Genomic DNA, 15,641 nt, shown 5'->3' with positions numbered 1-15,641 from the left:
TCAGGATCGCCATTTCAAGATGGTCCAGCGCCAGGCGTGGCGCAGCACCAGAGGAGTTAACGCCAACGCGCTCAGCCAGTGGGCCCAGCTGGCGAGGTTGCCCGTGGCATCGCCCGGAGTGCCGTGCAGCACCAGCAGCAGGCCGCTGGCCAGACAGATCAGCAGCAGGGCTTCAATAATCCGCCCCGTGGTGCGTAAAAAGGGTTTGTTGCTGCGGTTCAACAAGCTGCGATGGGAGAGCCAGAAGGCGCCAAACAGCAGGGGGAACAGGGTGAGCGAGAGCATCACATGGAAAAACAGATTCCAGCGTGCCAGCGACCAGAGCGGGGTCAGCGGTTCCCACAGCAGCAGGCCTGAGAAGAACATCAGATAGAGGGTGCCCTCGGCGGCCTGATGGTGGTAGGCCAGCCACTGCCAGAATTGTCGGGGTGAGAGAGAAAGGCTTGTCATAAAGGCTCCAGCACCCGGGCGGGGCAGCCCGGGGGGAGCAAGTTTATAACGCAGTAAGAGTAATGAAAAGTGTTATCAATTCCATTGATAATGAATCAAGCCTGAATGAACGGGGTGACCTAACACGACGATTGATAATTCCTTATCCGCTTGGCCGCCACCTATGGGGCGAGAGTGCGGGCGCAGCCGCTCCTCGACAGCGGGGCAGCTTGCGGCTCGGGGTTATGGCCGCGCGTCGGGCATTCAACTCACCAAGAGGCTTTTTATATTTATTTCAATTGATTGCAGCTAAAACTTGGCTAGATTTTCGACTTCTGATGAGGATCATCAGCAGCATATTCCCGTAGCTGGCGACTGCGCAGCAGATACCAGAGTGACCAGAGGCTGGCGACCAGCACCAGTGCGGTAGGCCAGCTGAATGACCACTTCTGCAGATTGAGGCTGTGCAACTGCATCAGCAGGCCGCTGACGGCAGAGCAGAGCAGCAGCAACGGGCTGTGGCGCCGGAGTCTGGCGCGAATGCTCTGGGTCTGCTGATAGGTGCCCCCGCAGGCGAGCAACGCCAGCATGGCGGGTACGTCGGTCAGCAGGCTGATGTAGAGGCTGATCCTGTCGGGATAAAAGAGGGTCAGGATTTCACTGCCGCTCTCGCGGGTCACTCCCGCCATCAGAAAGAGCCAGACCGAGCGGGTCAGCAACAGGGCGATGGGCCAGAACCAGAGGGGAGGGCGCAACTGTCCGTGATCGTCATATCGATGTTCGGGGTAGAGGGTCATGGTTGCCCGATATCCATTCATAGAGTGCAAGTGATGCAAGGGATATGGGGCGAAGGCGAGCCCTTTGCAAGGCGCGGGAGAGAGCGGGAATTAATCGGGGGGCCATGCCCCCCAATCCGTTTCTTCAGATATCGCAGCGCGCGTCGGCGGCGTTACAGCCACCCCTTGCGCTTGAAGAAGAGCCCGGTGCCCAGCGAGGACATCACCATCAGCACCAGCGAGAGGGGATAGCCATACTCCCAGGCGAGTTCAGGCATGCGGCCGAAGTTCATGCCGTAGATACTGGCGATCAGGGTCGGCGGCAGGAAGATCACGGCGGCAACCGAGAAGATCTTGATCACCTTGTTCTGCTCCAGATTGGTCACCCCCATGGAGGCCTCCAGCTGGAAGTTGATCTTGTCGAACAGGAACTGGGTGTGAGGCAGTAGTGACTCCACGTCGTGCAGCATCTCGTCGATCCACTTGTTCTGCTCCAGGCTCATGCGCTGGCGCAGGCTGCGTTTGAGGAAACGCAGGGCGCGGCGGGTATCGTGCAGGGAGAGACGGATCTGGCCGTTGGCCTCTTCCTGTGCCAACAGCTCCTTGAGCATAGGGTTGATCTGATCCGGCTCGAAGATCTGATCGGCGGTGTTTTCCAACGTCTTGTAACCATCTTCGATAAGATCGGAGAGGTACTCCACCTTGAGGTTTTGTACCTCCAGCAGGATATCGAGGGCATCCTCCACCTCCAGCCGATCCTGGCGCATATAGTGGCGCAGCAGGCGCACCAGCCCGATGTCATCTTCACGAATGCTGATCAGCAGGTTGTTGCGCAGGGTAAAGGAGACGTGGACACCCTTGGTGTCACGACCGATCCGCTGGGGAAACAGGGAGTGAATGTGCAGACCATCGGTATCCCAGTAGAAACGGGCGGATGCTTCGATGTCGTCGAGCTCCTCCTTGTCGGGAACCTCTTCCAGGAACAGGCCCGTCAACCATTCTCGCTCTGCCGTGTCCGGCTTGTAGGCATCCAGCCAGACCGTGTTGTCAGGTACTATGTCGTCAGGCCCGAGCGTGACTATGTCCAGCACCTTGTTATTGAGAATGTAGGCGGTGATCATCTGTCCCCCCTTAAAAAGTCATGGGTAATCAGGGATGGTTGCACAGGTCATGCGGCCTTAGATCGCTGAAGAAGGCGATCCCGTGGATAAGCAGATCGGGCCGATGGAAAACCTGAATGCGGCGAACTATACAGGGGTGGGCCCCGCTTGTCAGGGGCTATTCATCAGGGATTCAGCTTGTTTGTCCAAAAAAACAGCGAGGTCGGATCACCTTAGCAGCCATGCGGTGTAGAACCAGCCTTTGGCGGGGGGAGGGATGGCTGGGGCTGCTTGTTGCCGCTACCCCGCTTCATCAGATATTGGGATAGTTGGGCCCGGAGCCCCCTGTGGCGGTATCCAGACGATGTTTTGGGGCTGAGTATCTTTGATGTCACCGCATCTTGGCATTGCCGTATTCCATCACATATTGGGATAGTTGGGCCCGGATCCTCCTTGTGGCGGTGTCCAGACGATGTTTTGGGACTGAGTATCTTTGATGTCACCGCATCTTGGCATTGCCGTTCCATCACATATTCGGATAATTGGGCCCGGAGCCCCCCTGTGGTGGCGTCCAGATAATGTTTTGACTGGGGTCCTTGATATCGCAGGTTTTGCAGTGGATGCAGTTGGCGGCGTTGATCTGCAGCTTGGCCGCGCCTTCCATTTCCAGCACTTCAAACACCCCGGCCGGGCAGTAGCGTTGGGCGGGTTCGGCCCAGGTGGGCAGATTGACCTCGACCGGAATGCGCTCGTCCTGCAGCTTGAGGTGACAAGGCTGATCCTCGTCGTGACTGGTGTTGGCCAGATACACAGACGAGAGTTTGTCAAAGCTCAGTCTGCCATCGGGTTTGGGGTAATGGATGGGCTCGCAGCGACTGACCACGCGCAGCTGACGGTAGTCGTGAGCCTTATCGAGCAGCTTGAAGGGCGAGTTTGCGCCAAACAGCCGTTGTTCCAGCCAGTTGAAGGCACCGCCCAACCAGGGACCATAGCGGTGAAGCGCCGCGCCGAAGTTGCGCGCCGCCTTGAGCTCGCGGGCCAGCCAGCTCTGTTGCAGCTCGTCGCCATACTGGGCCAGATCCCGGCCCCCTTCATCGCCACCCTTCAGCGCCATCGCGACGGTTTTTGCCGCCAGCATGCCGGACTTCATGGCGGTGTGGATCCCCTTGATGCGGGAAAAGTCGAGGGTGCCGGCATCGCAGCCGATCAGCAGGCCGCCCGGGAAGTGCATGCGGGGCAGGGCGTGCCAGCCCCCCTTGGTGATGGCGCGGGCGCCATAGCTGATGCGTTCACCCCCTTGCAACACGCCGGCGATAAGCGGGTGATGCTTGAGGCGCTGGAATTCGTCGAACGGGCTGAGCCAGGGATTCTGGTAGTTGAGATCGACAATCAGCCCGACCGCCACCTGATCCCCCTCCATGTGATAGAGATAGAAACCGCCGTGACTATTGCCGCCCCCCTGCTTGCCAAGGGGCCAGCCACTGCCGTGCAGCACCTGTCCCGCTTTGCCTTGCCCTGCAGGCAGTTGCCACAGCTCCTTGAAGCCGATGGCATAGTGCTGGGGCTGGGCAGGGCTTGCCAGATTGAATGCGGCGATCAGCTGCTTGCCGAGATGGCCGCGGGCCCCTTCGGCAAAGAGGGTGTAGCGGCCGAGCAGCGCCATGCCGGGCACATGATCAGCTTTTGGATTGCCCGCCCGATCCAGCCCCAGATCGCCGGTGATCACCCCCTTGACCCGGCCCGCTTCCATGATAAGTTCGCTGGCGGTAAATCCCGGGTATATTTCGACTCCCAGTTTTTCCGCCTGTTGGCCGAGCCAGCGGCAGAGATTGCCCAGACTGACCACACGGCAACCCTCATTGTGCATCCGGGGTGGCACCGCCCAGGCGGGGAGTTGCAGGGAACGATGCTCGCTTTGCAGCAGATGCACCTGATCGTCGCTGACCGGCACGCCGAGCGGCGCTTGCTGCCAGCCATCCGGCAGCAGCTCTTGCAAGGCGACGGGATCAAATAGGGCGCCGGAGAGCAGATGGGCGCCAATTTCCGCTCCCTTCTCCAGCAGACAGACAGAGAGAGTGGCATCCTGCTGTTTCAGGGCGATGGCTGCACTGAGCCCCGCCGGACCGCCGCCGACGATGACGACATCAAATTCCATTGCTTCCCGTTCCATCTTGCCTCTGCGCTCTGGTTGGCCTAGGGTAATGCTGGTAGTTTACGTAAACGTAAAGCTGTTGTAAGTAAAACTGAGCAAGAAAAAGCAAAAAATCAGGGAAGAGCGTACTGCAACAAACGCAGAGGCACACTAATGAATTCAATCCAAAGAGACGAGGCATGACCCCATGAAGCTGCTGGTCGCGATCAAACGGGTAGTCGACTACAACGTCAAGATCCGGGTGAAGGGAGACGGCTCCGACGTGGAGCTGGCCAATGTGAAGATGGGGATCAACCCCTTTTGTGAAATTGCGGTGGAGGAGGGGGTCAGGCTGCGGGAAGCCGGGGTTGCCAGCGAACTGGTGGTGGTGACCTTTGGCCCGGACGCTGCCGCCGAGCAACTGCGCCATGGGCTGGCGCTGGGGGCGGATCGGGCGCTGCACTATATAACCGGTGAGAGTGTCACCGATGAGACGCTCGCCCCGCTGACTGTCGCCCGCGCCTTGCACAAGGTGTGTGAGCAGGAGCTGCCGGATCTGGTGCTGCTCGGCAAGCAATCCATCGATTCAGACAACAATCAGGTGGCCCAGATGCTGGCTGCCCTCAATGATTGGCCGCTGGCGACCTGCGCGTCAGCCCTCAAGGTGGAAGCGGGGGAGCTGCTGGTGACCCGCGAAATCGACGGTGGCCTCGAGACCCTGGGCATGCCGTTGCCTGCGGTGGTGAGCGCCGATCTGCGTTTGAATGAACCGCGCTTTGCCTCGCTGCCCAACATCATGAAGGCCAAGCGCAAGCCGCTTGATAGCGCTCCGTTCTCGACACTCGCCGTTGAGGTGGCCAACCAGACCCGTTTGCTCGGGGTGATGGCGCCGCCAGCCCGCAGCGCCGGGATCAAGGTGGGCTCGGTGGACGAGCTGGTGGACAAACTCAAACACGAAGCGAAGGTGCTGCCATGAGCGTGCTGATCATTGCCGAACATCATCAGGGCCATCTGGCCGACAACGTGGCACAACTGGTCACCGCCGCCGGAGCCATCGGCGGTCAGGTTGACCTGCTGTTGCTGGGTCAGGGGCTGACCGAGGCGGGTGAACAGGCGGCAGCCCTCAGCGGCGTCGACAAGGTGTTGCTTGCCGAACATCCCCTGCTGGCCGACGGGCTGCTGGATGGGGTGGACAAGCTGCTGGCCAGCTGGTGCGAAGGTTACAGCCACTGCCTGATGGCGGCGAGCACCATGGGCAAGGCGCTGCTGCCACAGGTAGCGGCTCGGCTCGGGGTGGAGATGCTCTCCGAGGTGACGGCTATCGAGAGCAGCGACACCTTCCTGCGCCCCATCTATGCGGGCAATGCCATTGCCAGAGTGGCAAGCTCGGCGCCCGTCAAGGTGATGACGGTGCGGGCCACCGCGTTTGCAAAGGCGGCGACGGGCGGGCAGGCTCTCATCGAACGCTTGGCCGTGCCCGAATTCGCTGGTCGTACCCGGTTGGTCGAGCGCCGCGCGGTGCGCTCCAGCAGGCCCGAACTGACCGCCGCCCGGGTGGTTGTCTCCGGCGGCCGCGCCCTTGGTTCCAAGGCGCAGTTTGCCCTGATTGAGGCGCTGGCCGACAAGCTGGGCGGCGCCGTGGGGGCATCGCGAGCCGCCGTTGATGCAGGATATGTCGCCAACGATCTGCAGGTGGGGCAGACCGGCAAGGTGGTGGCGCCCGAGCTCTATATCGCGGTCGGCATTTCGGGGGCCATCCAGCATCTGGCGGGGATGAAGGAGTCGAAAGTGATCGTGGCCATCAACAAGGACAGCGACGCCCCCATCTTTCAGGTGGCGGACTACGGGCTGGTGGGGGATCTCTTCACTCTGCTGCCGGAGCTCACCGCCAAACTGTAAATTTGTCAGAAATGGCTGAGCTGTGGTCGTTTATGCGCTCTGCCCGCCATTTCTGTGCATGTTCCCTGCAAGCCCTGACCCGTTCAGGGCTTTTTCTACTGCAAGGGGGAGGCAGAATGACGGTAAAAGGTTGAGCCAGCTCCCAAAAAGCCTTTGATCCGCTGGCTGCTCTTGTGTAAAACCTGACAAGTCATCGATTACTCTCATCCACTCACGGAAAGCGTCATGAGCAAACAGATTTACAACTTCTGCGCCGGCCCCGCCATGCTGCCGGTTGAAGTCATGGAGCGCGCCCAGCGCGAATTTTGTAATTTTCAGGGGCTGGGAGCCTCGGTCATGGAGCTTTCCCATCGTGGCAAGCCCTACATGGCGGTGGCCGAGAAGGCCGAAGCGGATCTGCGCGAGCTGCTGGCGGTGCCGGACAACTACAAGATGCTCTTCATGCACGGTGGCGGCCGCGGTCAGTTCTCCGCCGTGCCCATGAACCTGCTGGGCGGCGCCAACAAGAAGGCGGACTTCCTGCTGACCGGCGTCTGGTCCCAGAGCGCGGTGGATGAAGCCAAAAAGTATGGCGATATCCAGACCTTCCAGGGGGTTGCCAAGAACGAGCAGGGGATCTCTCACCTGCTGCCGACCCCGGCGTTTCGCGCCGATGCGGCTTATGTTCACTACTGCCCGAACGAAACCATTGATGGCATCGAGATGTTCGACATCCCGGCTACCGGCGAGGTGCCGCTGGTAGCAGATCTCTCCTCCACCATTCTCTCCCGTCCTCTCGACGTGAGCCGCTTTGGCATCATCTATGCCGGTGCCCAGAAAAATATCGGGCCGTCCGGGCTTGCCATTGCCATCGTGCGCGATGACCTGCTGGATCAGGCCAGAGCCGATGTGCCCTCGATTTTCGACTACAAGCTCACCGCCAAGAACGACTCCATGTTCAACACCCCGCCCACCTACGCCTGGTATCTGGCCGGTCTGGTGTTCGAGTGGCTCAAGGAACAGGGTGGCCTTGAGGCGATGGAAGCGCGCAACAAGGAGAAGGCCGACTTTCTCTATGACTATATCGATCAGTCGAACTTCTACGGCAATCAGGTGGATGTCAGCTGCCGTTCGCGGATGAACATCCCGTTCCAGCTGAAAAATGCCGAGCTGGACAAGCAGTTCCTGGCCGAATCGGAAGCGGCTGGCCTGCTTGCCCTCAAGGGGCACCGCATCGTTGGTGGCATGCGTGCCAGCATCTACAACGCCATGCCGCTGGAGGGAGTGAAGGCCTTGGTGAGCTTTATGGATGGTTTTGCCAAGCGCCACGGCTGAGAAGAGAGTACTCACATGCTTGCTGGCGGCCTCTCGTGACAACTCGTGAGCCGCTTCCAGCTATTGCAGTGATTCAAGACGCCGGGGATACCCCGGCGTCTTTTTTTCAACAGAACCAGCTCGCTGGCGTTTGCCGTGCGATTTCCCCTGAAAGTGCCCTTGCCGAGCGGGACGCAGGCTGTTAACGTCCGGACAGGCGTTTATTTTTGAGATAGCACAGGAAGTCTATGAATTCGTTGCGTTTGGAACCCATTTCTCGTGTGGTCGGTGAGGTCAATTTGCCCGGCTCCAAGAGTGTCTCTAACCGTGCGCTGCTGCTGGCGGCGCTGGCTCGTGGCACCACCCGTCTGACTAACCTGCTCGACAGCGATGACATTCGTCATATGCTGGCTGCGCTGACCCAGCTCGGGGTCAAGTACAAGCTCTCCGCCGACAAGACCGAGTGTACCGTGCAGGGGCTGGGCCGCAGCTTTGCGGTGAAAGAGCCGGTCAATCTGTTCCTCGGCAACGCCGGTACCGCCATGCGACCGCTGTGCGCCGCGCTGTGCTTGGGCTCCGGTGAATATACTCTGGGCGGCGAGCCGCGCATGGAAGAGCGTCCCATCGGCCATCTGGTGGATGCCCTGCGTGAAGCGGGTGCCCATATCCAGTACCTGAAACACGATGGTTATCCGCCGCTGGTGGTGGATGCCAAGGGGCTGTGGGGCGGCGATGTGCACGTCGATGGCTCCGTCTCCAGCCAGTTCCTGACCGCGTTTTTGATGGCGGCGCCGATGGCGGCCGGTGATACCCGGATCCACATCAAGGGGGAGCTGGTCTCCAAGCCTTACATCGACATCACTCTGCACATCATGAAGCAGTTCGGGGTGGTCATCGAGCACGACAACTACAAGCTGTTCTACATCAAGGGCAACCAGACCTACATCAGCCCGGGTGACTTTCTGGTGGAAGGAGATGCCTCCAGCGCCTCCTACTTCCTCGCGGCGGGTGCCATCAAGGGCAAGGTACGGGTCACCGGTATCGGCAAGCACAGCATTCAGGGTGATATTCACTTTGCCGATGTGCTGGAGAAGATGGGCGCGCGCATCACCTGGGGTGATGATTTCATCGAGGCGGAGCAGGCGCCGCTGCACGGAGTGGATATGGACATGAACCATATTCCCGATGCGGCCATGACCATCGCGGTTGCCGCGCTGTTTGCCGAGGGGCCGACCTCCATTCGCAATATCTACAACTGGCGGGTGAAGGAGACCGATCGTCTGCACGCCATGGCGACCGAGCTGCGCAAGCTGGGCGTCGAAGTGGAGGAGGGGCATGACTTTATCACCGTGACCCCGCCGACCCAGCTCAAGCATGCCGAGATCGATACCTACAACGATCACCGTATCGCCATGTGCTTCTCGCTGGTGGCGCTGTCGGATACCCCGGTCACCATCAATGATCCCAAGTGCACCTCGAAGACCTTCCCGGATTACTTCGACAAGCTGGCCAGTATCAGCCAGCGTGGCTGATCACTGACAAACCCGTCATCACCGACGCTTCGGGCCCGCGCTGAGCGGGCCTTTTTGCCTTCCTCACCAGCATCGTCATTTCTCCTAGCATCATTTCAATAACTTGCAAGATTGCCATATAAAATAGTTTTGTGATTGCTGTAATTTCCTATTTACACATGCCCTGTCGCGGGCTATGTTGAGATTTCCTAATCGCAGTCATCTAGCAGGAAGCCTTGTCATGCAGCATCAAACCGACGACGTTCGTATCAGTGAAATCAAAGAGTTATTACCTCCGGTTGCGGTGCTTGAGAAGTTTCCGGCTACCGAGGTGGCCTCGTCCACCGTTTTTGAATCCCGTCAGGCCATTCACAATATCCTGGCTGGCGAAGATGATCGTCTGCTGGTGGTGATTGGTCCTTGCTCCATCCATGATCCGGTTGCCGCGCTGGAGTACGGCAAGCGCCTCAAGGCGTTGCGCGACGAGCTGAAAGGTCAGCTGGAGATCGTGATGCGGGTCTACTTCGAAAAACCGCGCACCACAGTGGGCTGGAAGGGGCTGATCAACGATCCGTACCTCGATAACAGCTGCAAGATCAACGACGGTCTGCGCATTGGTCGCAAGCTGTTGCTGGATCTCAACGACATGGGGCTGCCGACTGCCTCCGAGTTCCTTGACATGATCACCCCGCAATATGTGGCGGATCTGATGAGCTGGGGCGCGATCGGTGCCCGTACTACCGAATCCCAGGTACACCGCGAGCTGGCCTCCGGTCTCTCCTGTCCGGTGGGCTTCAAGAACGGCACTGACGGCACCATCAAGGTTGCCATCGATGCCATCGGTGCCGCCAGTGCGCCGCACCACTTCCTGTCGGTCACCAAATACGGTCACTCCGCCATCGTGGCGACCCGCGGCAACCCGGACTGTCACATCATTCTGCGTGGTGGTCGTGAGCCGAACTACAGCGCCGCCCACGTGGACGAGGTGGTGAAGGGGCTGGAGAAGGCCGGTCTGCCCCAGAAGGTGATGATCGACTTTAGTCATGCCAACAGCAGCAAGCAGTTCAAGAACCAGATGCTGGTGGCCGAGGATGTGGCCGGCCAACTGCGTGCCGGCAGCAAGGCGGTGTTTGGTGTGATGGTGGAGAGCCATCTGGTGGAAGGCCGTCAGGATCTGGTGGAAGGGTGTGAACTCACCGTCGGCCAGAGCATCACCGATGCCTGCATCGGTTGGGCCGATACCGAAGTGCTGCTGCGCAACCTGGCGGATGCCGTTGCAACCCGTAACGCCCGCTAAAGACCGGATTTCGCAGTCGCAGTGACAAAGAGAAAGTGATAACCAGAGGCCGCTATTGCGGCCTCATCTATTCGTGTTGCGGGGCTTAAGGCTCAGGGCAGGGCATCGGGCCGGAAGCTGGCGCGGATCTGCGGCACCAGGCTTGATGGGTCGAACCCTTTCTCCTCGCCCAGCACCGGATGGAGCAGGGGCTTCTCTTCGATGGGGGTGATATCCCCCGCCAGCAGCTGGCGGGTGGCCTGACCCATCTGGTAGAGCTGGCGCACCGGCGCAAACTGGGTCGCCAGATTGAGGGGATCATCGGCGCGGGTGAAGGCCATCATGGGGATCTGGTAGGTGGCATCGCGTGCCGGCTTGTCACCGTGAATCCCCTTGCCGGCGGACATCAAAAACGGCTGGTGATCGCCAAAGGCCACCACCAGATAGTGCTTGTCCGACTGGTCGAGGGTCTTGAGCAGCCGCTCCAGCGAGGCCATGGCATCCACCACCCCGGTGTAGTAGGTGTTGAGCAGCTGGGTGTCACTCTCGCTCTGGTTCGGGCAGGCGCCGCTGCGCTCCTGCCCCTGATAGCGGGGGCCATCGAAGGGGCCGTGCCCCTGCATGGTGACCGCATAGGCAAACAGCGGTTTGTCATCCTGTTCGCTGCGCTTGAGCAGGTGGTCGATCAGCGCATCATCGGAGATATAGAGTCCCTTGTGCTCAAGGGTGGTGAAGCGTGTGTCGAACCAGCGCTCCTCATAGCCGAGCGCCGGGATCGCCTTGGCGCGGCCCCAGAATTTTTCCACATAAGGGTGGGCGAACAGGGTCTGGTAGCCGCTCTGTCTGGCGCTCTGGGCCAGCCCCGGCACCTGCTGCGAGAGGTAGTAGTAGGGCACCACCCCTTGCTTGAGCAAGCCCACCGGCAGGCCGGTGTTCATCTCGAACTCCGCCAGCACCGTCATGCCGCCGGTGGTGGGGGAGTGGATGGTTTTTTGCCACTGCTGCACGCTGGCGGGCAGGGAGAGGGTGGGAGCCGGGGCGCAGATCCGCCCCTTCCAGTCGAGCCAGAGCGACTCATATTGCAGTACGATCACCAGATCCCAGCGCGGCGCTATGCCCTGGGGCGGATAGCTCAGCTGCGGGGCCAGCTCGTTGATCTGCAAGGGGTAGCGAAACACGCTGCCGCTTTGCAGCATCTCGTCCACCAGATTGAACAGATAGAGGCCAGGACCTGAGCGGATGATGTCCCTGTGGTAGTTGACCGCACGGTCCACGTAGCGAATGTTGGCCCCCAGCAGCTTGTTGCCGGTCTGGGTGGCAAAGACGCACAGGGCAAAGAAGGCGACGGTGGCGGCGGCTGTGCGCAACACCCAGCGCGACAGGGCAAAGCGCCAGCAGAGAAACAGTGCCAGTAAAACGGTGAAGATGGGCAGGATGGGGTGCTGGTCGAGCAGGATCCGCAGCAGCGCCAGCAGGTTGCCAAAATCGTCCCCGCCGAGCGGCACGCCGTAGATGGCGATCTTCATAAAGTTGGCCAGCAGACCTATGCCTGACAGCGCGGTAAAGACCAGCCCCATATAGAGGTTGAAGCCCGCCAGTGCGCAGAGGCTCCAGCCCAGCACCATGCTGCCCCAGGCCAGATAGTAGTGCTCCGGCCGAAAGCCTGACCAGAGCAGAAACTCCCCCAGCTTGAACACCACGAAGCCGTGCAGCAGCACGAAGGTGAGGTTGCCGAGCAGCAGGCTGCCGATGATCCGCCAGCGCAGGCTGCGGCGCAGCTTTGGCAGCACCGTTTTGAGCACGGCGGCGCTCAGGGCCAGCACTAGGGTCAGGCTCACCACCAGATAGGTGAGGTTGAAGCCCTGCTCCGGCAGGGTTTGCAGGATCTGGCTGAAATCACCGCTCTCGGGGCGATCCTTGAGCAGCAGACCGATGCGCAGCTGATAACGGCTGGCCAGTGCATCGTCCGGTGCGCGCAAGGTGCTGTTGAGATCCAGCGAGCAGCGGTTATTGCGGCACACCTGACGCTTATCCACCGCTTGACTGAGCTGGTCGATCCGCTCCCCCTTGTCGTTGAGCAGCTCCACTCGCACCTTGTCCCCCGCTTGCAGCGGCCCCCGCAACAGCCACTGGCTGCGCACCACCAGATAGAGGCCGCGGCTGTCGCTTTTATAGAGCAGGGCGTGGCGGGTGAGGGTGGCCAGCGGATTGTCGGCGGGGCCCAGCACCAGCGGTTGGGCACGGCCCAGCCAGCTGCCGGGATTGATCAGCGGTAATAACAGAGTCAGCAGCAGCAATCCGCCCAGCAGGGCAAGCAGCCCAGAGGGCAGACTCAGGGCACGGGGGCGGCCTGAGGAGGGGCGATTCATATAAGCTCATCCTTTGAGCGAGTAAGGGAGAGATCGTTCATCCGCATAGAGTTTGACCCGATGGTGCGGGCCTTGTTTCAGCTTGTCAATTTAATGACCACTTAATGAATATTTGGTTACAGCTCAACCTTGCAAATTGTGATCCCGATCGAGGGGTTGTTCGGAATATGTGATGAAAGCGTCATCATGGGGTTTTGCCACTGGCTTGGGAGGGAGCTGCTGTTTAGTCTCTCGATAGCGACTGGAGGTACATGTATGAATCCCAAAGTGATGGCACGTCAGGCCAGATTGCTGCGCATGCTGGAGAGCAAGGAAGAGATCCGGATCGGACGCGAGCGCGACTGCCCGCTGCCGCTGGCCCAACTGGTCAAGCTGAAGGATACTCATCCCGCAGTGGTCAAGGTCTATCGCCACGGTCTCACCGCCGAGGTGTTTCACCTCAAGGTGGAGGGGCATCACTGGTGCCTCAAGCGGCGACGTCAGGATTCACTGGTGGCCAACCTCGATGGCAAGACCGCCTTTCTGACCGAGCTGGAGCGGCGGCGTGAAATCGAGGCGCTGCGCGAGCTGCATCCCACCGTCCTCTCCCACGTGGTTTGCACCAGTTTCGGCTCGGCGCGGGCCGGGGTACTGGTCTCCCCCTGGTTGCGGGGTGTGCCGGTCCATCAGCTCAACGAACGCAATCTGGCCCAGATTCTGGAGGTGCAGGGTGAGCTGGCCCGCTGGGGCTGGTTTGACTGGGACCCGAGTCCGGGCAACCTGCTCGATGATGGCGAGCAGATCTGCGTGTTCGACTTTGGCTATATGTGGACCTTCGATCCCCGCTTTGAATACAACTCCAACGGTCTGGTCGATCCGCAGTTCCATGTACCGGAGCGGCTGGAGACCCGCACCCTCTCTGGACTCTGGCTCGATGAGGCCGATCCTCTGCCGCAATTTCGCTACTGGCGTGAACTCTGCCTCAAGTGGGTCAAACGGGAGATCCACCACCTGATCCGCGAAGGGGCCAGCGCGCCCGTGCTGGCCCGCCTGCACGCCCTGCAGGGGGAGTGGAGCGCCGCGCTGGTGAGCGACGAGGCGCTGGTTGCCAACTGGTGGCGGGACATGTATCGCAGCCACCGGCTCGATGTGGCCGATGATCTGAGCGGCCAGAGCTGCGGCCCGCTCACCCTGCGTCGCCTCGACTGGCTGATGCAGGCGGTGACGGATCACTATTCGCTGCTGGTGGACAATCTCTCGCCTCAGGAGACGGAGCTGGGCCAGACCGGGCTGCTGGCCCGCTTACAGCAGCTGCGCCGGGAAGCCGTCGCCTGTCAGTTGCCAGCCACCAGCCTTGCCTGAGCCAATACCTTTGCGGAGTACAAATGAACAGGGCGCCGTGTTGGCGCCCTGTTGCATGGCCGGAATTGCCTCGCGGTGAGGGTCAGTCCAGCAACTCCTGATGGAGGCGGTTGACGATATTGCCCGCCTCGCTCTCCTTGACCAGGAAGCAGAGGTTGTGGGCGCTGGCGCCGTAGCAGATCATCCGGATGTTGTGCTCGCGCAGGGCGTCAAAGACCTGACTGCCCACCCCGCTCACTTCGCTCATCCGGTTGCCGATGAGCGCCACCAGTGCCAGACCGGTTTCCACCTCCACCTTGCAGAGCTGGCCCAGCTCGGCCAGTACCTTGTCGCTCAGGATCGGTTCGCCGTTACTCTGGCTGCCGGTGTGATCCAGCGTCAGTGACACGCTCACCTCCGATGTGGTGATGAGATCGACCGAGATGCGGTGACGGGCCAGAATGCCGAACACTTCGGCCAGAAAGCCGTAGGCGTGGAACATGTTGAGGCTGTGCAGGGTCACCAGCACCTGCTGGCGGCGCAGGGCGATGGCGCGAAACAGCGGGCTTGAATCTGTGCTGGCGCGGATCCAGGTACCACCGGCGGCAGGATCCCTGGCGGAGCCGACAAACACCGGAATGTTCTGGCGCACCGCCGGTTGCAGGGTGGCGGGGTGCAGCACCTTGGCGCCGAAAGTGGCCATCTCGGCTGCTTCGACAAAGCTGATTTCAGGAATGGGGCGGGCGCGGGTGACGAGGCGCGGATCCGTGGTGTAGATGCCGGGCACATCGGTCCAAATCTCGATACTGGCGGCATCGAGCGCTTCGGCGAGCAGGGCCGCACTGTAGTCAGAGCCGCCGCGCCCCAGCGTGGTGGTGCGGCCATCGCCATCGGCACCGATAAAGCCCTGGGTGATGATGAGGCTGTCGCCAAGCTGCGGGCCCAGCGTCTGCTGGCAGAGGGTACGGGTGGTGGCCAGATCGACGGTGGCCTTGCCAAAGCGGCTGTCGGTGCGCATCAGCTGGCGCACATCCTGCCAGTGGGCCTTGACGCCGCGCTGGCGCAGCAGCTCGGTAAAGAGGCGGGTAGACATCAGCTCGCCGCAGGCAATGAGGCGATCGGCCAGCTCCGCATCGGTATGCTGGTGAGCTTGCTGGGCCATGAGGCGAATTTCGTCCAGCTGGCCATGAATGAGGGCGCTCACATCAACGGGGTTGCCGAGATCTGCCAGAATGGCCTGCTGGATCCCGGCCAGTTTGGCCAGCTGCTCGTCGCGGCCCGCTTCGTCCAGCTCCCCTTGTGCCAGGGCGACCAGCAGGTTGGTGACACCGGCGCTGGCGCTCAGTACCACCACCCGGGTGGCGGGATTGGCCAGCACGATATCGGCGCAGTGATTCATGGCCGGGAAGTTGGCGACACTGGTTCCGCCAAACTTGGCGACATTGATCGGGCTCATTGCTTACTCCTGTCTTATTTTAAGATTCCGGTTCCATCGGGCAAAAAAGAGAGGAGGAGGCTGAAAATGGCAGGAATGAAC

Annotated in this window: 12 protein-coding genes; 6 read left to right on the top strand and 6 right to left on the bottom strand. The window is 60.8% G+C overall.

The window, feature by feature from the left end; all coding sequences use genetic code 11:
* The 4 genes from G5137_RS01295 to G5137_RS01280 all read right to left on the bottom strand — a co-directional run bounded on the left by G5137_RS01295 (position 1) and on the right by G5137_RS01280 (position 4,475).
* Positions 1 to 450: a hypothetical protein gene (locus G5137_RS01295; RefSeq protein ID WP_100653541.1), complete on the bottom strand. Its 450-nt coding sequence runs from the start codon at positions 448 to 450 to the stop codon at positions 1 to 3.
* A 299-nt stretch (positions 451 to 749) separates the two neighbouring features.
* Positions 750 to 1,226: a DUF2919 domain-containing protein gene (locus G5137_RS01290; RefSeq protein ID WP_421172181.1), complete on the bottom strand. Its 477-nt coding sequence runs from the start codon at positions 1,224 to 1,226 to the stop codon at positions 750 to 752.
* A gap of 152 nt (positions 1,227 to 1,378) precedes the next feature.
* Positions 1,379 to 2,326, bottom strand: coding sequence for a magnesium/cobalt transporter CorA (gene corA / locus G5137_RS01285; RefSeq protein WP_266133904.1), 948 nt, complete (start codon positions 2,324 to 2,326; stop codon positions 1,379 to 1,381).
* 505 nt (positions 2,327 to 2,831) lie between these two features.
* Complete coding sequence (locus G5137_RS01280) at positions 2,832 to 4,475, bottom strand: electron transfer flavoprotein-ubiquinone oxidoreductase (RefSeq protein WP_421254790.1); 1,644 nt, start codon at positions 4,473 to 4,475, stop codon at positions 2,832 to 2,834.
* 169 nt (positions 4,476 to 4,644) lie between these two features.
* Between G5137_RS01280 and G5137_RS01275 the strand changes: the two genes are divergently transcribed.
* The 5 genes from G5137_RS01275 to aroG all read left to right on the top strand — a co-directional run bounded on the left by G5137_RS01275 (position 4,645) and on the right by aroG (position 10,436).
* Positions 4,645 to 5,412 (top strand): electron transfer flavoprotein subunit beta/FixA family protein, encoded by a 768-nt coding sequence (locus tag G5137_RS01275; protein WP_421254789.1) that lies wholly within the window; start codon positions 4,645 to 4,647, stop codon positions 5,410 to 5,412.
* Positions 5,409 to 6,335, top strand: coding sequence for an electron transfer flavoprotein subunit alpha/FixB family protein (locus tag G5137_RS01270; protein WP_421254788.1), 927 nt, complete (start codon positions 5,409 to 5,411; stop codon positions 6,333 to 6,335). Before G5137_RS01275 ends, G5137_RS01270 begins: the two co-directional genes overlap by 4 nt.
* Positions 6,336 to 6,560: 225 nt before the next feature.
* A complete protein-coding gene (gene serC, locus G5137_RS01265) occupies positions 6,561 to 7,649 on the top strand; it encodes a 3-phosphoserine/phosphohydroxythreonine transaminase (protein ID WP_421254787.1) in 1,089 nt (362 codons plus the stop codon).
* Positions 7,650 to 7,876: 227 nt separating this feature from the next.
* On the top strand, positions 7,877 to 9,160 hold the full coding sequence (gene aroA, locus G5137_RS01260; protein ID WP_247822662.1) for a 3-phosphoshikimate 1-carboxyvinyltransferase: 1,284 nt from the start codon (positions 7,877 to 7,879) through the stop codon (positions 9,158 to 9,160).
* Between the two features lie 220 nt (positions 9,161 to 9,380).
* Entirely contained in the window at positions 9,381 to 10,436 is a 1,056-nt protein-coding gene (gene aroG / locus G5137_RS01255; protein ID WP_144713523.1) for a 3-deoxy-7-phosphoheptulonate synthase AroG, read from the top strand.
* Positions 10,437 to 10,528: 92 nt separating this feature from the next.
* Here the strand turns inward: aroG and G5137_RS01250 are convergent, their stop codons facing one another.
* Positions 10,529 to 12,784 (bottom strand): LTA synthase family protein, encoded by a 2,256-nt coding sequence (locus tag G5137_RS01250; RefSeq protein WP_421204784.1) that lies wholly within the window; start codon positions 12,782 to 12,784, stop codon positions 10,529 to 10,531.
* Positions 12,785 to 13,039: 255 nt separating this feature from the next.
* Here G5137_RS01250 and G5137_RS01245 point away from each other — a divergent pair, with 255 nt between their 5' ends.
* Positions 13,040 to 14,125, top strand: coding sequence for a hypothetical protein (locus G5137_RS01245; protein ID WP_421254786.1), 1,086 nt, complete (start codon positions 13,040 to 13,042; stop codon positions 14,123 to 14,125).
* Positions 14,126 to 14,207: 82 nt separating this feature from the next.
* On the opposite strand, the gene lysC is transcribed toward G5137_RS01245, so the two are convergent.
* Positions 14,208 to 15,560: a lysine-sensitive aspartokinase 3 gene (lysC, locus tag G5137_RS01240; RefSeq protein ID WP_421254785.1), complete on the bottom strand. Its 1,353-nt coding sequence runs from the start codon at positions 15,558 to 15,560 to the stop codon at positions 14,208 to 14,210.
* Between the last annotated feature and the right edge of the window lie 81 nt (positions 15,561 to 15,641).

The sequence above is a fragment of the Aeromonas sp. 600282 genome, assembly GCF_049175755.1.
Taxonomy (GTDB): Bacteria; Pseudomonadota; Gammaproteobacteria; order Enterobacterales; family Aeromonadaceae; genus Aeromonas; species Aeromonas veronii_A.
This window is presented reverse-complemented; position numbering and strand designations above follow the sequence as displayed.